We start from the raw sequence: 22,876 nt of genomic DNA on the forward strand, positions 1-22,876 counted from the left end.
CGAGAAGAACGCGCTTCCGGCTGCGACGTGAGCGAGGCCTATGTCGCCGAGATGCGGCTGGTGCGAGGCCGCCGGACCAGACGCGGCGCGTGCCTTGACCGGCGAAGGCCGCGGAGGCGATGTCCCGGCTCGAATTCCTGCTCGATATCGCCTGGCCGGGTCTGCGCGTTTCGGTAACTTCGGTCACCAACGGATGGGCGGCGATGTCGGTGGCCGGTCCGAAGAGTTGCGAGATCCAATTTCGACGTCTCCAATGAGGCGAGGCCGCATATGGGGCTGCTTGAAGAGAGCTATCTCGAAAGGCCCCTGCGCATCATTCGCCTCAGCTTTTCCGGCGAGCTAGCTTACGAGATTTATGCCGGCGCGAGTGTGGGGGACGAGGTATGGTCCCGGTTGATCGAGGCCGGCACGCCTTTCAGCCAGAAGCCTTACGGCGTCGAGGCTCTGGGCGCCTTGCGCCTCGAGAAAGGCCAAGTCGCTGGGCCGGAGATCGACGGCAGGACGACGCTCGACGACCTCGGGCTCAGCCGCATGGCGGGCAAGCGCAGCGGCTATGTAGGCAATGCACTTGGCCGCCCTGCAATTCCAGGCTTGGACGGCGCGATGGCACAATTTGAGGTGATACTGAATAGGATGCTGGGCGGGCCTCTGCCGAACAAGGTGAGAAGGATGACCGCTACATCTTCGGTGAGATTGTCCGACTGACCGAGAACGGCGCGAACTTGCTGAGCAGCATGTCCCGTGACCTGCTGGTAAATTGCTCACTTTTTAGAGCGTTTCATATTTTGACGGAAGCGTAGCCTGCGTTTTCGAAGTAGTTCTTGCATTCGGCTGCCTCGATGGTTTCGACGAGGTGGCCGATGTGGCGCCACGTGTCCTCGACGGTGCGTTTCTGAGCTTGTCGCATCCAGTGTTTGATCTTGGCGAAGGCCTGCTCGATCGGATTGAGGTCCGGCGAGTAGGGCGGCAGATACCAAAGCCTGGCGCCGGCAGCTTTGATCGTCTGCCTGATGGCCGCCGACTTATGGCTTCCCAGGTTATCCATGACCACGATGTCGCCGGGCTTCAGCACGGTGATGAGCTGCTGCTCGACATAAGCACGGAAGCATTGGCCGTTGATCGGTCCGTCGAAGACGCAAGGTGCTGCGAGCCGGTCCCAGCGTAGTGCACCGAGGAAGGTCAGCGTGCGCCAGTGGCCGTGTGGAGCCAAGCCGCGCAGCCGTTTGCCTTTCGGCCCCCAACCTCGCAGTGGAGCCATGTTGGTCTTGATCCAGGTCTCATCGATGAAGACCAGGCACTGTGGATCGAGACCGCTTTGCCAAGAGCGCCATCGCTGGCGCCTGCGGGCAATATCGGCACGCGCCTGCTCAAGGGCGAACAGAGTTTTTTTGAAGCTCAGGCCTTCGCGGCGCAGGAACAGCCACACCGTATTGTGCGAGACCTTGACCCCGCGAGCATCCAGCTCGTCCTTCAGCCGACGCAGCGTCAGTTCAGAGGTCTGATTAAGCCGCTCCATAATGAAGGCCCGATGCGGCTCAAGGACGCGCTTGCGATGTCCGCCCATCTTGCCCGGCGCCACCGAGCCAGTGGCACGGTAACGCTGCGACCACTTCACTACAGAGGAAACCGCAACGCCAAAGCGCGAGGCAACCGCACGGCAGGTCTCCCCGTCGCCAACCGCCGCTACTGCACGCTCACGAAGATCATTTGAAAGCGCTCGCGTCATCAGATGCTGGCCTCCAATCCAGCCAGCATCTTGAATCACAAACATCCGGCTTTGGGAATCCTACGATTCTCTCAAAATAGGAATCGCTCTAGGATACGATGCCGGCGTAGTGCAATACGATACGCCGGCATGCAGCAGCATCGATCATCGGCCGGGCTTCCGATTGGCGGCGATTAATCTGGGACGGATGCCACGCGCAGTGACGAGAAGCCCAAAAGGCAGACCACGATCCAGCCGCAGACGCTGGGTACCCTCTGCAGGATCGTGTTTGTCTGCATCACCCATAAAAACCGGCTACAGCTGAGCCAGTAGGACGCGGACCCATAATCGTTTTCGAGACCGCAAGCCGCTCTTGCCGCTGATTCCCATGCGGTTCTCATCGCGGCGTCTCGGTTAATTTGAGAATACGATTGTTTTATTTCCGTTGAGCATGATCCGCCGCTCCAGATGCAGCTTGACGGCCCGTGCAAGGACGCGGCTTTCAATATCGCGGCCCGTCGCGATGAAATCCTCCGCGTTCATCGTATGCGTTACGCGCTCAGTCTCCTGATCTATGATGGGACCCTCGTCGAGGTTGGGCGTCACGTAATGCGCAGTCGCCCCGATAAGCTTCACTCCTCGCTCGTAGGCCTGATGATACGGCTTTGCGCCTTTGAAGGAGGGAAGGAAGGAATGATGGATGTTTATCACCTTGCCGAACAGGCGAGTTGACATGTCGTCAGACAGAACTTGCATGTACCGGGCCAGGATCAAGAGGTCCGCGGCAGTCTCGCGCACAAGACTCAGAAGCTTATTTTCCTGCTCGGTCTTAGTGTCCTTGCATACCGGCCAGTAATGATAGGCGAAGCCCTCCCGCTCGGCGACCCCACGGCTATCTTCGTGGTTAGAAACGATCGCAACCACGTCCGCGTTCAGCCAACCGACCTTGATTTGGTAAAGCAGATGAAGCATCGCATGATCGAATTTCGACACCATTATGATGATCTTCGGCCTGCGGCGCGCATCGACGGTGTGAACCCGCAAACTGAAGCGCTCAATCGCCGGTCCGAGCGCACGCTCGATTGACGCGCTCGAAAGCGACTCGTCTCCTTCAACGGCCAGACGCATGAAGAAGCGATTGCTGGTGCGGTCCCAGAATTGGCTGCTCTCGGCAATGTTGGCACCGAGCGCAGTCAGTCCGGTTGCGACGGCCGCGACAATGCCGGGGCTGTCATCGCAGGTTAGAGTTAGAATCTGGAGTTGAGACATTGTACCTCGGGTCAAATCGATCTGGAAAGCTCAGGCAGTATGACGAAAGGTCGCTGGCGATGCGCCTCGGCGACCTGGAGGATTGGCGATCCCTCGTCCTTGTTGATGGCGATGATTTCCTTTGAAGCCATCATGCCCGCAAGGTGCTGAATGGCGCAGGAGATGCCGACCGCAATGCAAACATCAGGTGCCATGACCTTGCCGTTCTGGCCGACCTGCCAGTCGTTTGGCGCATGGCCGGCGTCGACAGGGAAACCTTCTGGAGCCGTTTCTCAACGAAGCTGGAGAGGCCGGGGTCGGCTGCCGCCGAGACATGCTCGACGGACAGTCGAATTGCCTTGGGAGCTAACGGAAAAGAAGCCGCCGCCCGTACGGCAATGACCTTCCATGGATAGGTCGACTGCACGGCCTGGATGGCGTTGCTGGCAAGGATCGGCCGCTTGAAGGTGTCGGGCGAAACCACGGCGATGGTCTCGGACACCTCCATGACGACCAGGAGGTGGCGACCCGCGGGATCACGTTCCTGCCCATGGTGGCCGCCGGCGCGACCAAATCTCATGGCCCTCGGCGAGCAGCACCTTGCACATGCCCTTGAGCTTTGCGGCGGCATCGGCGGCTTTCGCGCACCTCCCGGCGACCAGCACGTCAACTTCGGAACCGATTTCAAGTTCGGAACCGATTTCAAGCGCGGCAGTGAGTGCCTTCGCGGTTTGGTCGGAAAGGGTCTGGTTGTCGTGCCGGCAACGAGAAGAATAGCCATCTGTCTGTTCCTTCCCAAATCTCAGAGCGCGCCGGCTTCGTTCTTGAGCTTTTCAACAAGTTCCGCCGCCGTCTTGACCTTGACGCCGGCCTTGCGGCCGCCAGCCTCCTCGGACTTGAGCTGAGCCTTGACCTCGGCGAAGACCCCGGAACGCGAGTTGACGTGAACCCGGGCGTTATCGGTTCGACAGCATAAATGAAGCCGTGGTGCACTGTGTCGACCCGATAGAAGAATGCTCCATAGCTAGGCACGAGGAGAACGTCTTTGATCTTCTCTTCACTTCTCCTTCACTTCGCTCATTCTTTCGGACGGCGTTGAAGGCGGATGCAATTCGATCCGCTACGCGCCGAGTATCTGCCACTTGGCTTTGGCTCCGCCAATATAATGTTCCGGACGGTGCAATCGCGTTTTGAGATGGCTAGCGCCGGCTGGATCCGCACCGGTGAGACCAAGGACTATGTGAGCCTTTCCATCGCCGCACTTTTATTCAGCCCGCAAGTCATACGCCAATGTTCCTTGGACCTAGGCCCGGCCCGTTTGCGCCCAACCGAGTCGGTCCGATGCGGCGAAGAAGGAGGCTAACGCCTTCTGCCATGTATCCTTTGCTATGGCATGCCTGTCGTGACGCCGCCGAATATTTCGATGAGGATTATCTGCCCCTGGTACCGGCTGGACACTTCCTGAGACAAAGCCTTTGTGAGCGCTTCGGTGCGGTCGTGGTCTAGTCCTTTTTTCGGCTAAGGCAGCCGCCGGCGCCGGCATGCCGAGCAGGTCGCGGCAACGGGCGAGCTTTTGCGCCCGGTTGGGATTGCCAATAGCGGAAATGAACCGAGCCGTTCTCGATTAGGCGGTTCTTGGAGATGGCGACGGTGTGTATAGCGCCCAGCCGGAGAGAAGGCCGCAGCAGTGCCCCGAGAGACCCCCACGTCGGCCCACGATACAATTCAACGCGGCATGGCCAACGACCGTCGCAAAAATCTTAACAAGTATATAAACAAATTTCACAAATATTTTCTTTAACTATCCTTCTCCATATGCAATATGCAAAACTCGATGAATGTCGGCAAAGGACCTAAAACGGGCAGAAAAGCAGAAGGAGAAAACATATGAATTATGATATTGGCAAGAAGTCTTCTTTATCAGAACTTGATTCATACTTCAGCGAAGATTACGTCTATTTTGGGGATGCGGTAAATTTGCCAAAGGCAAGTGACCAACAAGTGGGAGTAATTCGGAAGCTTCTTTCACTTACACAAGGCAGCTCAGTTCTTGAACTCGGGTGCGGATATGGTCGGATTTCCAACCGATTGGCGGAAAAAGGAGCACGGGTAACGGGACTGGATAGGTCCGCGATCCTCCTAAAAAAAGCCGAAGCGGATGCGGCCGAACGCGGACTAGTTGTCGAATATGTTCTGGGCGACATGCGCTCACTTCCCTGGCGAGATCGATTCGACGCGGCTTTTCTGTGGTACACGACCTTTGGCTATTTCGATGACGCGGATAATGAGAGAGTTCTTCGGGAAGCCGCTTCTTCACTTCGAAAGGGCGGGCGTCTGCTAATCGATAACCCCAATCGCTTCGAGTCCCTGCGCCACGAGTTTCCCGTGTGTTCCGTTGCGCAGCGTAACGACGACGTACGAATCGATATATATAACAACGATGTGCTAACCGATCGCGAGAACCTCGAAAGGATTATCGTCCGCGATGGACTCGTCAGACGAACGCACCTTTCTTACAAGCAGTATGGGTTTTCTGAATATGTTCGCATGTTGCGAAGCGCGGGATTCGAGACTGTTGAAGCTTATGGGGAGGAAGGTGGAGCGTTTACATCCGATAGCGCGCGCCTCTTGGTTGTCGCGTACAAATAATATCAACGGCATAACCTAGCTGCACTGCGTGCCCGAAAAACCATTAGCAGGCCAGCGGCGAAATCCCTCGTTAGACGCCGCATCTTAAAGGATTTCGGCTAAACTCATGGTTTTTTGGGGACTTTGCGCGTTAGCCAATATTAGGCTTTCGAGAAGGTAAGCCAATAGCCTCCTGCGATCGACATTTAACCAAAGATAGGAGAAAGCTGCTTATGCCTACATCTAGTCAACAGGGACGCGTACCTGGATTTAGTCAGCAGGAATACCGCGAGCGCACTGCTCGGCTGCGACAGCAAATGGCGGCGCGTGGAATGGACGCGCTGCTTGTCATGGACGAGAATAATATGAACTATCTCACCGGCTATGACGGATACTCGGATTACGTTCCGCAGCTCGCTCTCGTGTGTCAAGAAGAGGAAGATCCGTGGCTGATCGTGCGCGAAATGGACACTTTGTGTGCAACGCCCACATCGTACCTGCCGGAATCACGCATCCTCAGTTATCCCGAAAAGTACATTGGATCGAGCCAACGGACGGCATGGGAGCCGATTGGCGATCTAATCCGCGAGCGCACTAAGTCGAGCCGAATCGGGGTCGAACTGACGGCCAAGACGTTTGGAGTGAAAGACCATGCCGCCCTCGGTAACAGCCTGGACTCATCGAAGTTCATCGATGCCGATGGGATGATTGCTAAGCTGAAGAAGGTAAAATCACCAGCTGAGCTTGCGTACATGGAGCAAGCCGGCAAGATTGTTGATAGGGCCATGCAGGTGGGCCGGCTGGAGATTGCACTAGGCGCGCGCGAATGCGACGTAGGGGCGGCGGTAACGCATGCTTTGATCAAGGGAACTCCGGAAATCCCCGGGGGTGTTTGCCAATTTCCGTATATGCCGGTTGGCTCTCCCGCCAACGCGCCGCATCTTTCGTGGTCCGACGCAAGCTATAAGATGGGCTGTCAGACTAATATCGAAATTGGCGCCTTCCGACACCGCTATGTCTGCGCCTTGTCACGGACGGTATTTTTGGGGGAGCCGACCGCTCGGGCTCAGCACTTACATCAAGCCGCTTTGGACGGCTTTCTCGCAGAGGTCGAAACGATACGGCCCGGAGTAACGTGCTCTGAAGTTTCGCAAGCGTTCCAGCGCGCCTTTAATCCATACGGCGTGCGTAAGGAATCCAGGAGCGGCTATTCCATCGGCCACGGTTGGGTCGACAGCGGAATCAGCTTCCAGGAGGACGACGACACCGTGATTGAACCCAACATGACCTTCCACGTCCTCATCGGCATTTTTGAGAAGGAGGACGGCTACGTCTTCAGTGAGACTGTCCGAGTGACCGAGAATGGCGCGAAGTCGCTAAGCAGCATGTCCCGCGACCTGCTGGTAAATTGCTGACTTTTCAGGATTGCAATGCCGGCGTCCAATACGATGGGCTGGCAAAGGGTTTGCTCAGGGGGAGAGATTGGTTCACGGCTGCCGAAAGGCGGCCGTTGATGAATCGGGACTATTTCTGACTTAGCGAGCAACAATTTGCGCGGCTTGAGCCATTGCTGCCGACCGATACACGGGGCAGGCTGCCCGTTGCTGACCGCAGTCGTGGCCCTGGGTCCATGTGCAACCCGTCTACGGGCCGAGGAAGACCTCTACAACGGCTGACCTGATGTGGTGGCGGCCTCCGCTCCCGGCATCGCAATGTGCCAAAGTGTGGCTGTCGAAATCCAGTCGCAGACGGATGTGCGGCCCGGCTGCTCCGGCATGCCGTCGTCATCAAGATCGCAGCTACCTGCCTAAGGGAGCATGCCCATCTCGTCCCCGAGCACATCCCAGCCGCCGCCATCTGGAAACGCGATGGCACCATCCGGGAGATTATATTGGCGACCTGAAGGCCATATCGCGCATACTTGGCGTCCAGCAGTTCGTACTGCATCCGCCCGTCAACATAGTCCGGCAGAAATCGAGACAAGCAAGTGCAGATCAAAGACGTCCTCCTTGCGCCTGGCAATGGTGCATTTTTCTATGACGACCAAGTTGCGATCAGGGCCGGCGTCCCGCAGGACGGTTTCATCTATGTGGGCGAACCCGTCACGCCCGGCTTCAAAGCTATTCGCGTTCCAGCATCTTCGCTTAGCGTCGGGCTGGTTCTTACCGACGACACGGCTGTCTGGGGCGATATGATGAGCGTCCAGTACTCTGGTGCTGGCGGACGCGATCCTTTGTTCGACGCCGATCGAATCTCGGATCTGACGTCGCAGATCGTGATACGGCTTCTTGATGTTGACGCGTTTCACTACCTTGGTGCCTGCGCGAAGGTCTTCGAGCCTTTAGAGCATAAGCGGCTACCTTTGGCTGTTGAGTACGGCGTCAGCCAGGCTCTCCTTCGCGCGGCGGCCCATCTTCACCGCAAGACGATGGCGGAGATAATATGCAGTGAATTTGGCCTGCCGCTGCCCACGCGCAGGGTTCCAATTTACTGCCAGAGCGGCGATGCCCGCGAAGTCAATGTGGACAAAATGATTTTGAAGGCTGTGGATGTGCTTCCCCACGGCCTGGTCAACGCAGGGCAGAAATTCGGCGTCGACGGCCAAACGTTCATGGAGTTCGTGAAGTGGGTTGCAACGCGTACGCGCCAAATCGGCCGCCTGGGGTATCATCCGGTGCTTCATTTCGATGTGTATGGCTGGATCGGCCAGGAAATCGGCCTGGAGCCGCAACGCATCGCCGACTTTATCTGCAAGGTTGCAGATACCGTCCCGGATTTCACGCTCAACATCGAATCCCCGGCGGATTTTGGTTCGACGCAAGCTCAAATTGAGAACTACGCCAAGATCGTATCGATTTTAGACAACCGGGGTTCCAGCGCTCGCATTGTCGTGGATGAGAGATGCAATACGCTTGAGGATATTCGGCTCTTTGCCGAAGCCAAGGCCACGCATCTCGTTCAAATCAAGACGCCCGATGTCGGCTCACTTGCCGACACGGCGCGTGCGGTTCTCCTTTGCAAGGAAAACAAGGTCGGAGCGTATGTCGGAGGAAGCTGTACCGAGACAGATCTCTCCGCCCAAGCTTCTGTCCACGTATCCGTTGCAACCCAGGCCGACATGATGCTTGCAAAGCCCGGAATGGGTGTCGACGAGGCATTTTCCATCGTCGGGAACGAACAGAACCGATTGCTGGCGATGCTGAACCATCGTCGAGCTCATACCGAAAATGTTGGATGAAAAGTACGGTGTCGCATGCAGAACTCTCTTGAGGGGATCACTGTCGTAGCCGTGGAGCAGGCCGTGGCCGCGCCTTATGCATCGTCTCGTCTTGCTGACGCCGGCGCACGTGTCATCAAGGTGGAAAGGCCAGAAGGGGACTTTGCCCGCAACTACGACAAGTTGGTGCGGGGACAGAGCGCTTACTTCGTCTGGCTCAACCGGGGTAAGGAGTCAGTTTGTCTTGACCTGAGGTTGGAGGCGGACCGCACCGTCCTGAACACGCTAATTGCCAATACTGACGTCTTTATCCAGAACCTGAAGCCGGGCAGCATCGAAAAACTGGGTTTCGCGTCTGCCGATCTGCGTCGCCGATTTCCGCGGCTGATCACCTGCGACATCTCGGGTTTCGGGGAGAAAGGGCCGTATTCCCATTTGAAGGCTTATGATCTCATCGTCCAGGCCGAAACAGGTCTATGCGCGATCACTGGCAACCAACAAGGACCCGCGCGTGTAGGGGTTTCGGTTTGCGACATCTCGGCGGGCATGACAGCGCATAGCGCCATTCTTCAAGCGCTGTATCACCGCGAGGTCACCGGCGAAGGGACAAGCATCCAGGTGTCACTGTTCGATGCCGTCGCCGACTGGATGAACGTGCCGGTTCTGCAAAACGACTATAGCAGCTATCACACGGTACGCGCGGGCGTGAAACACCCGTCGCTGGTGCCGTATGGCGCCTATCGTTGTGCCGATGGCAAAGAGGTCATTTTTTCGGTTCAGAATGACCGAGAATGGGTGAATTTCTGCGAGAAATTCCTAAAGCAGCCGGCGCTCACACGCGCACCTGGTTTTGCCGATAACATGGAGCGCCTAGGTCATCGTGCGCAACTTGATGAGATCATTGAACGGCGGTTTTCAGAACTATCCTGCCACGAAGCAATGCAGGAGCTTGAGGCCGCAGGCTTGGCATATGGCCGACTGAACGAAGTGGCGGATGTTTCAAGGCATCCACACATTCGCAGGGTGCAAGTTGGCACACCCGAAGGAACCGTCGAGGCGATAGCGCCGGCCGCGATCTTCAACTCTGAGGGCCCCTCGCTGCGCCCAGTTCCGGCTCTCGGCGCCCATACCGAGGCTGTCCGCGAGGAGGTTCTAGCTGGCTTGCGCACAAAAGCCGCGTCAGCGTGAGCGCGCGTCTCGGTAAGGTGAGTGCGCTCGCGACTTACAGAGAGCGTGCATACCTCGGGTCATCTCAGCGCATCGGTCGCCCAGCGAGCTCACTGCCACCACCCTCGCTAAAATCGAGCGCAGAGGCGACTCCATGATCAAGGACACCATTCCGGCCGTTGAAAGCGCGATGTCTGTACCCCGCTGGAGATCCCTGCTCTTCGTTCCCACTCATGTTCCGCGCTTTGTGGAGGCGGCTCATGAGCGCGGGGCAGATGGCGTTATACTCGACCTCGAAGACTCCGTTCCCCAGGATCACAAGGGCGAGGCACGGCGGCAGCTTCCAGCGTCCGTGGCAAAGGTGGGCCGCAACGGCGCATCTGTTTTGGTCCGCGTGAATCGAGGTTTGCGCGCCTTGGCGGCCGATCTCGATGCAGCCGTAATTGAAGGTGTTGACGCACTGGTTCTGCCCAAGACGGACTCGGCAGAGTGGGTATCAGAGATCGCGAATGCGGTATCGGAACTTGAACGAGAAAGAAATCTTGCGCAGGGACGCATCCGGTTCCTTGCACAGATCGAGACCCCGGGCGCCTTGCAAAGGCTCGTGGCCATTGCGTCGGCGCATCCCAGGATGGTCGCAATGGCGCTTGGTCCTGAAGACTTCAGTGCCGCTGTTGGCGGCGCTCCGGAATTTGATCTGCTCTTAGCCCCGAACCTTGCCGTGCTGTTCGCTGCCCGTGCTGCCGGATTGCTCCCGCTGGGCTTCGTAGGGAGCATCGGCGAGTTCTCGGACAGTGATAAACTTCGTGAAGCTGCGGTGCATGCGCGGCGGCTTGGCTTTGCCGGAGCTTTGGCGATCCATCCGACACAGGTGGCCATATTCAATGAGGCTTTCTTGCCAAGCGCACAGGAACTCGAGTGGGCCCGCAGTGTGGTCGCTGCCGAAAACGATGCCGCCAGGCGGGGACTGTCCGCATTCTCGTCTAATGGTAAGATGGTTGATCCGCCAGTGGTGCGGCGCGCCCACGAGATCCTGGCTCTCGCCAGCAATAACTGAGCCATTAGTCAGCGGCCGGACAGGCTGTTTTCGAACTGGTGCAACAGTTTTGTGACTTGCCTGCCATCTCGTTTCGAGATAGATATGAAGCACTGGGGATCATGCCCCGGTTGGATTTGTTCATCGTGGACATCAGGCAGTTAAGATACTTTGTCGGCGTCGTCGAAGCCGGCAGTTTCACGAAGGCAGCTGCGAGCCTCAACGTTGCTCAAAGCGCGCTAAGCCTGCATGTGCGTCAAATGGAGGAAGGATTCGGTACCCAGCTTCTGGTTCGCGATAGGACCGGTGTCAGCGTCACGGCTTCCGGGGACAAGCTGCTTGAGCGGGCGCGGATCATTCTGAAGGAAATTCAGCTCACTGAGGCCGAACTGACCAATTCGGTGGCTGCTCCTTCCGGAGAGGTGACAATAGGCATCCCGTCCGGAGCCGCTCGCGTCCTTAGCGGTCCCCTGCTTGAATCGGTAAGAAGCGAATTGCCGAGGATTTCGCTTAAGATGATCGAGGGCATGACGGGACCGCTGGAGGAGTGGATGGCTGCTGGCCGCTTCAATCTGGCTGTCCTTTACCGCACTGCCGAGAGTGTGGGGCAAATGACGGTGCTGGCCCGCGAAGAATTTTGTTTGGTGGTGCCGCCGGGTGGACCGCCTCTCGAAGAGTCGATACCGCTCGCCGACTTGCATGCGTTCCCGCTGGCGGTTCCAATGCGCAACAACAATGTCAGGCGTTCGGTGGCTGATGTCGTTGCGCAACACGGTTGTGTGCTGGACGTCAGATTCGAAGTCGACTCCCTTTCTACGATCATCAATATGGTCATGGAAGGAAAGGTCTATTCTATTCTTACCCCGTCAGCCATTCAGAAAGAGGCGTCTCAAGGTCAAGTCCGAACGGTTAAGATCATTGATCCAGTGATCACCCGTTCCGTTGTCCTTGCCGTCAACCCGAGAGACGACCGCTCTCCAGCCGTCTCTGCGATCCGCAAGCTGATCCCCAAGGTCGTCAGGACATTGATCGAGAGCAGGCACTGGTCGGCCACGGCTCCGGACCGGGTTTAGGCCATCCTTCAAACCAAGTTCCAGGTGCTCCTCCGAGACTGCCTGAGCCGTATCAATCTGTATTCGAGATGGTTTTGGTCGATATTCCATATTTGACCGGGCGTGACTATCGCGATGAAACTGCAGAGAAGCGAGCCCATGGTCCGGATATCGGCTGGTCTCGCACTGGCAGGAATACAGTCAAGCGGAGCATACGATGTCCAACGCCACGAGCTATCAGCTTTTCATCAATGGCAGGTGGCGAGCCGGTAGTGACGGAAATACTCTGCCGGTGATCAATCCGGCGACGGAGAAGGTATTTGGCTCGGTGGCCGCGGCTTCGGTGTCGGATTTGGATGAGGCCCTCGCTTCTGCAGAGCGAAGCCGCCGGGCTTGGTCCTCACGGCCTTCAAAAGAGCGCGGCGAGATCCTTGTGGCGGCCGCCAGGATCCTTGCCACGAAGGTGGGAGACGCAGCGAAGGATTTGTCGGCCGAACAGGGAAAGACGATTGCCGAAGCGACAGGCGAGTACGCGCGCGCTGTCGAAACTCTGGAGTGGAATGGCACCCACGCTGAAGAGCTGTCGGCCCCGATCCCGATGGGCCCGAACCGGATGATCATCCCGGAGCCCCTTGGCGTTGTTGCTGCCTTTACGCCTTGGAACTATCCCGCCGTTCTCATCGCCCGCAAGCTCGCCCCTGCTTTGGGGGCAGGCTGCCCGGTGATCCTCAAAGGGGCTGAAGAGACACCAAGCGCGGCTGTCCATTTCGTAGAAGCCTTGCGACAAGCGGGTATTCCGGACGGCGTGGTCAATCTCGTCTTTGGCGTTCCGGTGCAAATATCCCGGCATTTCCTCAGCTCGCCGATCGTTAAGGTCTTAACTTTCACGGGCTCTACCGAGGTTGGAAAACAGCTCGCCAAGCTCGCCGCGAATAACTTGCAGCAGTGCATCCTCGAACTCGGTGGGCACTCCCCGGTCGTTGTATGCGAGGACGCGGACCTTGCAAAAGCCATACCGGCAATCACGGAATACAAGTTCGAGTGCGCGGGTCAAAGCTGCAATGCGCCCAGCAGGATCCTCGTCGCGCGGAACCTCTACGAGGAATTTCTGTCCCGGATGACGGAAGCCGCTCGCAAGATCAAGATCGGCCCACCGGACGATCCGGCGACGGAGATGGGCCCAATGGCGAACGCGCGGCGAATCGAGGCCATGGAGCGTCTGATCGAGGATGCGGTCGACCGCGGCGCCCGCATCGAAACCGGCGGCACCCGCCTCGACCAACCGGGTTTTTACTGGCCGCCAACCATCCTGACAGGGGTGCCAAAGGATGCGAAAGTGCTTCATGACGAGCCGTTCGGGCCGATCCTCACCGTAGCGCCGTTCGACACGATCGAGGAGGCGATCGAAGAAGCCAACGCCACCGAGTATGGCTTGGCTGCCTACTTCTTCACCGGCGCCAGCGATGCGAAACGGGCGCTGATCGGCGGCCTTTCGGCAGGCGCGATCAGTGTAAATTACCTGAAAGGGGTTTCCGCAGATGCACCATGTGGGGGCGTCAAACAGAGCGGCTATGGATATGAGGGGGGCGAGCAGGGGCTGCGGAGCTTCCAAAGCCTGAAACTGGTCAACGGGCTTGGGTCATTCGGATGAGATTCGGTGAATAAAAAAACACGGACCATTGCCGGCAAGGATATCACAAAGAGCGTCGCCGACGCCCTTCAGTACATCTCGTACTACCACCCCCCCGACTACATCCGATACCTTTCGCAGGCATACGCGCGCGAGCAGAGCCCGGCGGCGAAGAACGCCATCGGGCAGATTTTGCTGAACTCTCGCATGGCGGCCTTCGGACGGCGCCCGATCTGCCAGGACACCGGTCTTGTGGTGGTCTTTGCAAAGGTCGGCATGGGCGTCCGCATCCAGTCAACGTCTAGCTTCGCAGACCTCGTGAATGAAGGCGTCCGTCGCGCATATCTCGACCCCGACAATCCCCTTAGACCATCGGTTGTCTCGGATCCGCTCGCCGGGCGGATCAACACCCGCGACAACACGCCGGCGGTCATCCACGTCGACCTTGTGCAAGGCAACCAGATTGAGATCACCATCGCAGCAAAAGGGGGCGGATCGGAAAACAAGGCGCGTTTCACCACCCTGAACCCCAGCGCGTCCGTTGCTGACTGGGTAGTCGACACTGTTTCGACCCTTGGCAGCGGATGGTGCCCCCCTGGCCTGATCTCGGTCGGCATCGGTGGCAGCGCTGAAAAGGCGATGCTGCTAGCCAAGGAGGCCATGAACGAGCCAATCGACATGTCGGAACTAATCGCTAGGGGGCCGTCAAGCCCGGAGGAGGCACTGCGGATTGAGCTTTATGAGCGGATTAACGCGCTGGGCATCGGCGCTCAGGGCCTCGGCGGCCTGACAACAGTCGTGGACGTCAAGGTTGCAACCTATCCTACCCACGCCGCGTCCAAGCCCGTGGCGCTTATTCCGCAATGCGCCGCCAACCGGCACCTGAAGTTTACCTTGGACGGCTCGGGACCCGTCACGCTTGAACCGCCCGACATTTCCGAATGGCCTCAGATCGGTCATGACGATTTGCACACAACCGGCGTCCGTCGGGTCAATCTCGATGGGCTCACGAAGGAAGAGATGGCATCGTGGCGCTGCGGAGAAACCCTTCTTTTGTCCGGAAAGATGCTGACGGGCCGTGACGCCGCCCACAAGCGAATGGTCGACCTGCTCGATGCCGGCAAGCCGCTTCCGGTCGACCTGCAGGGACGCGTGATGTACTACGTCGGACCGGTCCGCGCCGTGAGGGATGAGATTGTCGGGCCAGCTGGCCCGACAACCTCCAGCCGCATGGACGGTTTTACTGAAAAGATGCTCGCCGAGACTGGGCTATATGCGATGGTCGGCAAAGCGGAGAGAGCGCCGGCGGCCATCGAGTCGATTGTGAGACACAGAACGCCCTATCTCATCGCAGTGGGTGGCGCTGCGTACCTGATTTCAAAGTCGATCAAGGCGGCACGGATCGTTGCTTTTGAAGACTTGGGCATGGAAGCGATCTATGAATTCGAGGTTCAGGACATGCCGGTGATCATGGCTGTCGATGTTGAGGGAAACTCCATTCACAATTCCGGTCCGATTGAGTGGCGCAAGCGGATGGCGGCCGACAGCATCGCCCGCAGCATCGGCGTTTGAACTTCCCGGCTGCGCGATCCGGCCAGACTCCCGCACCGAATTTTGGGCCGAATCGGTAACCCAAGCGGCATTTTGTGTTTCAGCTCCTCGGCGAGCCATATAAGAAAAGCCTTCAAGTCGCTCTCGATGCCAAATGCTCGGATGTAAACATTGCATCGACTTGCCGTCCATACGATCGATGCTCGGGTGCTGTCGAGGGTGCCAATCAGGTCTCGCACCGGAGATTCCAAGAAATGCGCTGTCTATTTACGATAGGTCGCCGCCGACAGGCGATGACCCCTCTCCAAATGCGTCAACGCCCGGTTAGGGGAGGTGCAATAGCCGAACTGTTCTACATCCCTCTGCTTCGATCGCCTCATTCACCTGACTTTCGACACCCTCGCACTGAAGTGTGGCAAGCCGAGGACGGATAATGTCCACTACATTCGCTCGCTTCAATTAATGATAGAATTGGTTGGCACTAATTGCGCTGTCGACCACCACTTGAGAGCAAAAGGTCATGAAGTCGAAACCCGATCCTGTGCGATTAGACGCTTGGGACCTCCGGATTCTTTCAGAGATCCAGTCAGATGGTCGGATTTCGAAAAGCGAGCTCGCAAACCGTGTTCACCTTTCGGCGTCGGCCTGTTCGGAGCGGCTCCGTGTGCTCCAAGCCGCAGGGATCATTGAGGGGTTCTACGCGCGACTCAGTCCAGCCCTCATCGGGGGCATCATCTCTATAATGGTGGAGGTGGTTCTGGATCGCCATCGTCTCGAGGATCAACGACACTTCGAGACTGCGATCCAAGAGATTCCGGAAATCCTGGACTGCTGGGCTATCGGGGGGCGGATCGATTATATGATGCGCGTTTCATCTCCTTCCATGGCTGCGTATCAGGATTTTATGGAAGGACTGCTACAGGCAGGCTTGGGCATTGATCAATACTACAGCCTTGTAGTGACGAAACCAGTGAAATCAAATTCACCGATCCCCTTGTCCGCTCTAAGGCAACGGTAAATCACCGAAGCCTTGGTTTCCACGGGATTCCCGCAAAACTCGAGAGGTGTTTCCCGGTATACTAATTGCTAAAGAGGCGGCTGGCTGAGTGTCCTCCGCCGAAGGACATCATCACGCCTGCCAACGGAGCCGGTGGACACCTCGAACCCGCCGCTTGCTCGTGATCGCTGGATTTAAGCGCAACCTCTGAAATCGTCATGTCGAAGCCGTCTCAGATTTGATCGTTCCTCACAAACACGAATGAAGGTGCCGCCGACACAGACTGACGACGATCAGGTAAGTTCATACTATTCTCGGTGTGCCCATTCGGCGACTGACAATGCCCGGATCGAATGTACCACTGTCCGCCTCGACACGGCGTCCAAGCTCGGCCATCACATCCGGCAAGAATGGTTCTACGCGGCGCAGGAAAAGCTGTCCAACTGTCGAGAGTAACGTTCCGTCGCCACCCACCATCGCTTGCGCGACATGGACTCGCTTTTCGTCAAGGTCGGCTATCCAAGTAGTGAGGAGCAAATCGTCGCCGCGCATCGCTTCTTTCTTGTAAGCGACCCGCGCTTCGGCGGTGGCGAGGCCAGAGATCATCGAGCCATCCGGACTTAGACGTATCGCAGTGTCCAGCCGTACATCCGCAGCTCTACTGAACGCTCCCAGATAGTGCACCATATTCATGTGCCCATATTCGTCGATAAGATCGTCGGTCACCATTGTTGCGAATTTTCGGGTCGCATCCATCTATTTGCCCAATCTCGTGTGGTCTTAGCAGATTACAGTGCCGGTCTGATAACGCTTTGAACAAGACGCGCCAAGCGGCAGCTTCTCATTAGTTTAATCTGTGCACATAGGAAATCCAACTTATCTGTGTCATCTGAGGTAAATTCCGGGGTACTCGGGCTGCATTCGGAAGAATTTCTAGCTCAGCATGATCTGCTTCGTTGGACAAAGCATTGAGGTAGATATGGAACTGGAGCTAGCCGGTAAGCGTGCCATCGTTACGGCCGGGCCCGAGCAGGAGGATTATTGGCTGCGGTTTGCGACCTTGCTGATATGGATGGACTGGCAGCGGTGATGGAGGTGGGCACCGCGGCATTGGGAGGACTCGACATTCTGCTAAACAACGTGGGCATTGCTGGACCAGTCGGAGCACCTGAGGCTGTCTCGGAAGTTGATTTTGCGGGCACTATGGCAGTTAACGACAGCGGCCATTTTGTAGTCACCCGAGCTGGGATCCCGTACCTTGCGTAAAGCTGGGGGAGGGGCCGTCACAAACATTTCGTCTTCGATCGTGCATGCGGTCGGATGTGATCGGGCGGCCTATGTCGCCTCCAAGTTTGCCGTGGTGGGGTTGACCAAGGCGCTGGCCAAAGATTGAGATACATGCGTAGTCTTCGGCGGATCCACGCTTCCAAGTTCGTAAGCACCCGTGGGGTCTGGCAGAAGCCGAAGTAACCGCGCCATCCGATGAGGTATGGCTTCAGCTCCTTGATCAACTGCGGCAGACTGATCCCCCGTGTCCGGCGTGTCATGTCCCGGATCAGCGTCTCGAATTTGTCGAGGGCCTTCGGCGCAATGCGCCGCTCGCTCCCGTCATTAGAGATGCTGAACCCCAGGAACTTCCGCTCCTCCGGTCGCGCCACCGCGCTCTTCGCCTCGTTGACCTTCAGCCGCAGCTTCTTGGTCAGAACCGGCTTACAGAAGCCATGACCCGTTCGCCGGCGCGGTGGCTGCGAACATAGATGTTGCAGTCGTCCGCGTAACGGCAGAAGCGGTGACCACGTCGGGCCAGTTCCTTGTCGAGGTCGTCGAGCAGGAGGTTGCTTAGGAGGGGCGAGAGTGGGCCGCCTTGCGGGGTCCCCTCGTCCACCGGACGGACCAGGCCATCCTCCATCACCCCCGCATTGAGGAATGCTCGGATGAGTTTGAGCGCACGCTTATCGGACACCCTCGCGGCAACGCGCGCCATCAGGCTGTCGTGATTGACCCGGTCGAAAAATCTTTCGAGGTCGAGGTCAACCACGTAGCTGTAGCCCTCGGCAATGTAGCATTGCGCTTGGGCTACTGCCTGATGGGCAGAGCGTCCCGGGCGGAAGCCGTAGCTGTGCTCCGAGAACGTCGGGTCCCACTGCTCTTGGAGGACCTGCAGCAGGGCTTGCTGGATCAGTCTGTCGACGACGCAAGGCACGCCGAGCTTTCTGACCCCGCCATCCGGCTTGGGGATTTCGACCCGCTTGACCGGCTGCGGCTGATAGGTTCCCTCGAGCAATCGAGACCGAATGCTTGGCCAGTGCTCACGCAGGTAGCCCTCCTCATCGATGGTCATCCCATCCACGGCTGGACCACCCTTGTTGCTTCCAACGCGTTTCCACGCTGTTTCCAGATTCTCTCGGCTACATACCGTCTCCATTAGCTGTTCTGTCCAAGCCGGGCTTTCGGGTGCCGACTTCGCCACGAGTGGTTCGGCGCCTTGGTAACCGCTGACAGGGGCTTCACCCCGGTCCCTCGGTTCCAGGGCCAGTGAATACTGGGTCTTCGGCCGCCTTCCACTCATGAGTTGCCAGTCCTATTTGCCACTTCCAATCGTTCGGGCCTTCGGTCATCGTTTCCGGCTCGGCCTATCCGTTTGCTCCGCCTTTCAGCCTTGGAGTGCCTCACTAGCCTTGCCGACAGCATCACCTACTACGCTCTCTGCTGACTCCTGCGTCATGATCAGGTCACCTTGCGGTTCCCTCAGTTCCGAAGTCGGAACATGACGCAGGCCTCCCCAGGTAAGTTCAATCGCCTTCCCCGCGCACCTGCCGGATCTACAGCCCTGCCCCTTGATGGATATGGACTTCGCGATACGTTGCCCGCCCGTCCGGCCAGGGATGCCTCATATCCAGTTTGTGTTCGTCAGGTCGCGGCTTTGCTCCACGCTTCCTTCAGACACCACCTCGCGGTAATGCCCTTGCGCTTTGCTAAGCCTTCACCTCCATCAGGTTGCCTAGGGGACTTTCACCCCCAAGCGGTTGAACATGCTGGGCACACAACGAAGCCGCTGCCGCGGCATTTGGTGCGAGGGTTTGCGGAAGACGCTTCTGTTTTGAAGGATTGCGGCTGTTGAAGCGCAATCTCGAGAACAGGAGCAATGAGATGGTCGAGTTGAGCCCACTTCGTCGGCGCATGATCGAGGACATGACGATCCGCAATCTGTCGCCGGCCACGCAACGATCCTACGTACACGCGGTGGCGAAGTTTCCCGCCATTTCGGACGCTCTCCGGACCGGCTTGGCCTTGAAGACGTCCGCGCTTTCCAGGTGCATCTGGTCTCCACGGGGATCTCGTGGCCTGCGCTGAACCAGACGGTGTGCGCACTGCGGGCCTTCTACGGTGTGACGCTCGGCCACGCCGAGATTCCGGAACGGATCGTTTATGCCGCGCGCCGCGCACGCTGCCGGTCGTGCTGAGCGCCGACGAGGTTGTCCGCTTTCTTTAGGCGGTGCCGAGCCTGAAGACGCGGACGGCCTTGACCACGGCCTACGCTGCGGGCCTTCGCGCTTCGGAGACCGTGGGGCTGAAGGTCGGCGACATCGACAGCGGACGCGGCGTGATCCGGATCGAGCACGGCAAGGGCGGCAAGGACTGCACCGTGATGTTGTCGGCGCAGCTTCTGCGCATCCTGCGGATTTACTGGCGGCTGGCGAAGCCGCAGGACTGGCTGTTTCCCGGGCGCGGTGCCGATCGCCTTATCGATGTGCAAGGTGTTGTATTCGGCCTGTCGCTCGGCGCGTGCGGCCGCCGGCATCGACAAGCGGGTGACGGTCCACACGCTCAGGCACAGCTTCGCCACGCATCTTCTGGAGAACGGCACCGACATCCGCATCATCCAGGTTCTGCTCGGCCACAACAACCTGTCGAGCACGGCGCGCTACACCAGGGTCTCGAACGGCCTCATCCGGCGCACGACGAGCCCGCTCGACTGGCTGAACGTCGAAGTCGTGCCGCCGGGCTGATCCGGTCCCGCCGATGCCGGCGAGACTGGAGGTGGCGGATATCTTCCGCCGCCATGGCGAGGCGTATCGACAGGCCCATGACGGCCGTCTCGGGCGCGTCGAACGGCGTGTGATGAGCGCCATCGAACTGTGCCGGACAGCCGAGCTTGGCGGCCATGTCGAGGGTTGCCGCTCCTGCGGGACGATCCGCGTGGCCTATAATTCCTGCCGCAACCGGCATTGCCCAAGATGCCAAGGGCAAGCCTGCCGGGAATGGCTCGCCGCGCGGCAGGCCGAGCTTGTTCCGGTAGCCTACTTCCACATGGTGTTCACTCTGCCGGCCGATATCGCCGCGATCGCCTTCCACAACAAGACGGCGGTCTACACGATCCTGTTCAAGGTGGCGGCCGAGACACTGCGCACGATCGCCGCCGATCCCAGGAATCTCGGCGCCGAGATAGGCCTCATCGCAGTGCTGCACAGCTGGGGCCAAACTCTCACCTACCATCCCCACCTGCATTGCATCGTGCCGGGCGGTGGCGTCTCGCCCGACGGCACACGCTGGATCTCGTGCAGGCCGGGATTCTTTTTACCCGTGCGCGTGCTGTCGCGCCTGTTTCGCCGCCGCTTCCTGGAGGAACTGCGAGTGGCCCATGATGCGGGCCGGCTGGGCTTCTTCGGCGATCTCGCCCACCTGGCAAAGCCCGATGCCTTCGCCCGCTTGCTCGCTGAAGTCCGTCGCCTCGAATGGGTCGTTTACGCCAAGCCACCCTTCGGCGGGCCGCAACAGGTGCTGGCCTATCTCGGCCGCTACACCCACCGCGTCGCCATCGCCAATTCCCGGCTGATCAACATGGCCGACGATCGCGTCGCGTTCCGCTGGCGGGATTATCGTCATGGCGCCAGGACGAAGGTCATGGCGCTCGATGCCCATGAGTTCATCCGCCGCTTCCTCCTGCACACGCTGCCCGACGGCTTCCACCGCATCCGCCACTACGGCTTCCTCGCCAACGGTCATCGCGCCCCAAGCTCGGCCTGTGCCGCCGACTGCTGACCAGCCAGCAGCAGAATAATCTCGAACCGAGTGCCGAAAGCGCGGCTGTCGCCGCCGAGCGCCTGGCGTTGACGCATCGCTGCCCATGCTGCGGAGGGCCGATGGTCACGCTCGCCACCTGGCGGTGCGGGCAAGCGCCGCCGCCGAACCCCTTCTGGAATGACACCTCATGATCACGCCGGGTGCTTCCACATCATCTGGTTCGGCACCCGTCGCCATGTGCGCCGGCACCCAGACTTTTGTCCCACCGCACAAAGCCGCAAGCAGCCAGCCCGGCGATAGAGGCCATTGCTGCCTGTCTGACGGCTCACGCCATCATGGTTTTGCCTTCCGCCATGCTGTCCATCGCTGTGGTCGAATCGCGAACGCCGTTCATCGGCCTGGCGAAGACAATCCCGACCGCTCCTCCAGGCTACAATCCCCATAGCGCCAGACCGACCCGCAGCTTCGCTCAATCCGGCTTGCAATGAGGTCCGACAATCAGCCGGGTCGCTCCGTCGAGCATGCGGACCTCAGAGAAGCCTCCAGATTCCGCCGATGTTGGGTTTGTGATTCACTTCCCTATGGAGGTGATTTGCCATGCCCAAGCCCTATTCGCTCGATTTGCGTGAACGTGTGGTGCGGTTTGTCGAGGCTGGTCACTCACGGCATGCGGCGGCGGCACATTTTGGGGTGTCGGTTTCGTTCGTCGTGATCCTGATGAGGAACTATCGAAAGACCGAGAGCTTGGCGCCCAAGGCCAGCGGTGGTCGCCGCCATTCCAAGCTCGACCCGCATCGTGCGTTCCTGCTTGGCCGCGTGGCCGCGAAGGATGACATCACCATGCCGGAGCTTGCCGCCGAACCGGCCGCTGCTGCAGGCGTCCAGGTCGCTCCTGCCTCGATCTCGCGCTGGCTCATCAGGAACGGCTATCGCTTCAAAAAAACGCTGCTGGCCAGCGAGCAAGATCGTCCCGACATCAGCAAGGCGCGGCAAGAGTGGCGGGCCAAACGCCAGCCGCGGATGCGGCTTGAGAAACATCGGCGTGTTCATCGACGAAACCGGAACCACCACGAAGATGACGCGCTTGCGCGGCCGCTGCCTGAAGGGCCAACGGCTGCGCTCAAAGGCACCGTTCGGACATTGGAAGACGCAGACCTTCATCGCCGGGCTGCGCTGCCATGGGCTCACCGCCCCTTTCGTGGTCGACACGCCGATGAACCGGCGCATCTTCGAGACCTATGTCGAAACGCAACTCGCTCCGACGCTGGCAAAGGGCGATGTGCATCCTCGACAATCTCGCTGCCCACAAGAGCCCGGCCGCCGAGAAGGCCATCCGGGCCAGAGGTGCATGGCTGCTCTTCCTGCCGCCTTACAGCCCAGATCTCAACCCGTGTATGGATGGCTCCTGCGGGTCAAGGGTGTCGGATCGGATTTGGTGAACAGGTCGGTTGCGGCCATGTATACGGCGTCTGAATGTGCAACGGGATCGCTGCGCGCCCTGATGAATATCCGCTTGGAGAACAGGTCCCACTCAATCGAGCGCGATCGAGGCGCTTCGGATTGATCGGGGTGTCCTGGTTCTTCGTCTCCGTTTGTTCGCCATCACCTCACTTTGCCCTG

The 22,876-nt window shown here is 58.8% G+C and carries 17 protein-coding genes and 6 pseudogenes; 16 read left to right on the forward strand and 7 right to left on the reverse strand.

The genetic code is table 11. The features are described 5' to 3' along the window. The first annotated feature begins 270 nt into the window (after positions 1-270). Entirely contained in the window at positions 271-705 is a 435-nt protein-coding gene (locus NLY36_RS21195; protein ID WP_286461375.1) for a hypothetical protein, read from the forward strand. A 73-nt stretch (positions 706-778) separates the two neighbouring features. On the opposite strand, the gene NLY36_RS21200 is transcribed toward NLY36_RS21195, so the two are convergent. From NLY36_RS21200 to NLY36_RS21215, 4 genes and pseudogenes are all read right to left on the reverse strand, one after another. Then, positions 779-1,726, reverse strand: a complete 948-nt coding sequence (locus tag NLY36_RS21200; protein ID WP_031249521.1) for an IS630 family transposase — start codon at positions 1,724-1,726, stop codon at positions 779-781. Positions 1,727-2,119: 393 nt separating this feature from the next. Further along, positions 2,120-2,974 (reverse strand): formyltetrahydrofolate deformylase, encoded by an 855-nt coding sequence (purU, locus tag NLY36_RS21205; protein WP_023737274.1) that lies wholly within the window; start codon positions 2,972-2,974, stop codon positions 2,120-2,122. An 11-nt stretch (positions 2,975-2,985) separates the two neighbouring features. Beyond that, positions 2,986-3,759, reverse strand: a pseudogene (locus tag NLY36_RS21210) (electron transfer flavoprotein subunit alpha/FixB family protein). Next, a pseudogene (locus tag NLY36_RS21215) lies at positions 3,756-3,854 on the reverse strand (electron transfer flavoprotein subunit beta/FixA family protein); the annotation flags it as partial. The pseudogenes NLY36_RS21210 and NLY36_RS21215, both read right to left, overlap by 4 nt. A gap of 986 nt (positions 3,855-4,840) precedes the next feature. Between NLY36_RS21215 and NLY36_RS21220 the strand changes: the two are divergent. From NLY36_RS21220 to NLY36_RS21265, 9 genes are all read left to right on the forward strand, one after another. Next, positions 4,841-5,602, forward strand: coding sequence for a class I SAM-dependent methyltransferase (locus NLY36_RS21220; protein ID WP_023737279.1), 762 nt, complete (start codon positions 4,841-4,843; stop codon positions 5,600-5,602). Positions 5,603-5,913: 311 nt separating this feature from the next. Beyond that, a complete protein-coding gene (locus tag NLY36_RS21225) occupies positions 5,914-6,996 on the forward strand; it encodes a M24 family metallopeptidase (RefSeq protein WP_031249513.1) in 1,083 nt (360 codons plus the stop codon). A 572-nt stretch (positions 6,997-7,568) separates the two neighbouring features. Further along, complete coding sequence (locus tag NLY36_RS21235) at positions 7,569-8,819, forward strand: methylaspartate ammonia-lyase (protein ID WP_023737260.1); 1,251 nt, start codon at positions 7,569-7,571, stop codon at positions 8,817-8,819. Positions 8,820-8,834: 15 nt separating this feature from the next. Continuing rightward, positions 8,835-9,986 carry a CaiB/BaiF CoA transferase family protein gene (locus tag NLY36_RS21240; protein WP_023737259.1) on the forward strand — a complete coding sequence of 384 codons (1,152 nt, stop codon included), beginning with the start codon at positions 8,835-8,837 and terminating at the stop codon, positions 9,984-9,986. Between the two features lie 133 nt (positions 9,987-10,119). Next, positions 10,120-11,022: an HpcH/HpaI aldolase/citrate lyase family protein gene (locus NLY36_RS21245; RefSeq protein ID WP_023737258.1), complete on the forward strand. Its 903-nt coding sequence runs from the start codon at positions 10,120-10,122 to the stop codon at positions 11,020-11,022. Between the two features lie 125 nt (positions 11,023-11,147). Next, on the forward strand, positions 11,148-12,074 hold the full coding sequence (locus NLY36_RS21250; protein WP_031249512.1) for a LysR family transcriptional regulator: 927 nt from the start codon (positions 11,148-11,150) through the stop codon (positions 12,072-12,074). Between the two features lie 196 nt (positions 12,075-12,270). Beyond that, complete coding sequence (locus NLY36_RS21255; protein WP_023737256.1) at positions 12,271-13,704, forward strand: NAD-dependent succinate-semialdehyde dehydrogenase; 1,434 nt, start codon at positions 12,271-12,273, stop codon at positions 13,702-13,704. Between the two features lie 6 nt (positions 13,705-13,710). Continuing rightward, positions 13,711-15,255 (forward strand): fumarate hydratase, encoded by a 1,545-nt coding sequence (locus NLY36_RS21260; RefSeq protein WP_023737255.1) that lies wholly within the window; start codon positions 13,711-13,713, stop codon positions 15,253-15,255. Between the two features lie 499 nt (positions 15,256-15,754). Beyond that, complete coding sequence (locus tag NLY36_RS21265; RefSeq protein WP_023737254.1) at positions 15,755-16,252, forward strand: Lrp/AsnC family transcriptional regulator; 498 nt, start codon at positions 15,755-15,757, stop codon at positions 16,250-16,252. Between the two features lie 282 nt (positions 16,253-16,534). On the opposite strand, the gene NLY36_RS21270 is transcribed toward NLY36_RS21265, so the two are convergent. Then, positions 16,535-16,987 carry an acyl-CoA thioesterase gene (locus NLY36_RS21270; protein WP_023737253.1) on the reverse strand — a complete coding sequence of 151 codons (453 nt, stop codon included), beginning with the start codon at positions 16,985-16,987 and terminating at the stop codon, positions 16,535-16,537. A gap of 333 nt (positions 16,988-17,320) precedes the next feature. Between NLY36_RS21270 and NLY36_RS31605 the strand changes: the two genes are divergently transcribed. Then, positions 17,321-17,497 (forward strand): SDR family NAD(P)-dependent oxidoreductase, encoded by a 177-nt coding sequence (locus NLY36_RS31605; protein ID WP_023737251.1) that lies wholly within the window; start codon positions 17,321-17,323, stop codon positions 17,495-17,497. Between the two features lie 40 nt (positions 17,498-17,537). Continuing rightward, a complete protein-coding gene (locus NLY36_RS31610; protein WP_353620213.1) occupies positions 17,538-17,624 on the forward strand; it encodes a hypothetical protein in 87 nt (28 codons plus the stop codon). Positions 17,625-17,682: 58 nt separating this feature from the next. Here the strand turns inward: NLY36_RS31610 and NLY36_RS31615 are convergent. Together NLY36_RS31615 and ltrA are read right to left on the reverse strand one after the other, a co-directional pair. Continuing rightward, positions 17,683-17,778 (reverse strand): annotated as a pseudogene (locus tag NLY36_RS31615) (group II intron maturase-specific domain-containing protein); the annotation flags it as partial. 152 nt (positions 17,779-17,930) lie between these two features. Then, positions 17,931-18,800: a group II intron reverse transcriptase/maturase gene (gene ltrA, locus NLY36_RS21280; RefSeq protein ID WP_023737250.1), complete on the reverse strand. Its 870-nt coding sequence runs from the start codon at positions 18,798-18,800 to the stop codon at positions 17,931-17,933. A 581-nt stretch (positions 18,801-19,381) separates the two neighbouring features. Between ltrA and NLY36_RS21285 the strand changes: the two are divergent. The 4 genes and pseudogenes from NLY36_RS21285 to NLY36_RS21300 all read left to right on the forward strand — a co-directional run bounded on the left by NLY36_RS21285 (position 19,382) and on the right by NLY36_RS21300 (position 22,820). Continuing rightward, positions 19,382-20,241: pseudogene (locus NLY36_RS21285) on the forward strand (site-specific integrase). A gap of 13 nt (positions 20,242-20,254) precedes the next feature. After that, a pseudogene (locus NLY36_RS21290) lies at positions 20,255-21,447 on the forward strand (IS91 family transposase). A gap of 406 nt (positions 21,448-21,853) precedes the next feature. Further along, a pseudogene (locus NLY36_RS21295) lies at positions 21,854-22,045 on the forward strand (helix-turn-helix domain-containing protein); the annotation flags it as partial. 253 nt (positions 22,046-22,298) lie between these two features. Further along, the gene (locus NLY36_RS21300; RefSeq protein ID WP_286462614.1) at positions 22,299-22,820 is read left to right on the forward strand and encodes a transposase; all 522 of its coding nucleotides are present in this window, start codon (positions 22,299-22,301) and stop codon (positions 22,818-22,820) included. Positions 22,821-22,876 lie beyond the last annotated feature (56 nt).

This window comes from Mesorhizobium sp. C399B (genome assembly GCF_030323185.1).
In the GTDB taxonomy this organism is placed as follows: domain Bacteria; phylum Pseudomonadota; class Alphaproteobacteria; order Rhizobiales; family Rhizobiaceae; genus Mesorhizobium.

Coding starts and splice junctions, on each gene's coding strand:
- NLY36_RS21195 (WP_286461375.1), top strand. CDS start 271: ATGGGGCTGCTTGAAGAGAGCTATCTCGAAAGGCCCCTGCGCATCATT.
- NLY36_RS21200 (WP_031249521.1), bottom strand. CDS start 1,726: ATGACGCGAGCGCTTTCAAATGATCTTCGTGAGCGTGCAGTAGCGGCG.
- purU (WP_023737274.1), bottom strand. CDS start 2,974: ATGTCTCAACTCCAGATTCTAACTCTAACCTGCGATGACAGCCCCGGC.
- NLY36_RS21220 (WP_023737279.1), top strand. CDS start 4,841: ATGAATTATGATATTGGCAAGAAGTCTTCTTTATCAGAACTTGATTCA.
- NLY36_RS21225 (WP_031249513.1), top strand. CDS start 5,914: ATGGACGCGCTGCTTGTCATGGACGAGAATAATATGAACTATCTCACC.
- NLY36_RS21240 (WP_023737259.1), top strand. CDS start 8,835: ATGCAGAACTCTCTTGAGGGGATCACTGTCGTAGCCGTGGAGCAGGCC.
- NLY36_RS21245 (WP_023737258.1), top strand. CDS start 10,120: ATGATCAAGGACACCATTCCGGCCGTTGAAAGCGCGATGTCTGTACCC.
- NLY36_RS21255 (WP_023737256.1), top strand. CDS start 12,271: ATGTCCAACGCCACGAGCTATCAGCTTTTCATCAATGGCAGGTGGCGA.
- NLY36_RS21265 (WP_023737254.1), top strand. CDS start 15,755: ATGAAGTCGAAACCCGATCCTGTGCGATTAGACGCTTGGGACCTCCGG.
- NLY36_RS21270 (WP_023737253.1), bottom strand. CDS start 16,987: ATGGATGCGACCCGAAAATTCGCAACAATGGTGACCGACGATCTTATC.
- NLY36_RS31605 (WP_023737251.1), top strand. CDS start 17,321: ATGGAGGTGGGCACCGCGGCATTGGGAGGACTCGACATTCTGCTAAAC.
- ltrA (WP_023737250.1), bottom strand. CDS start 18,800: ATGAGTGGAAGGCGGCCGAAGACCCAGTATTCACTGGCCCTGGAACCG.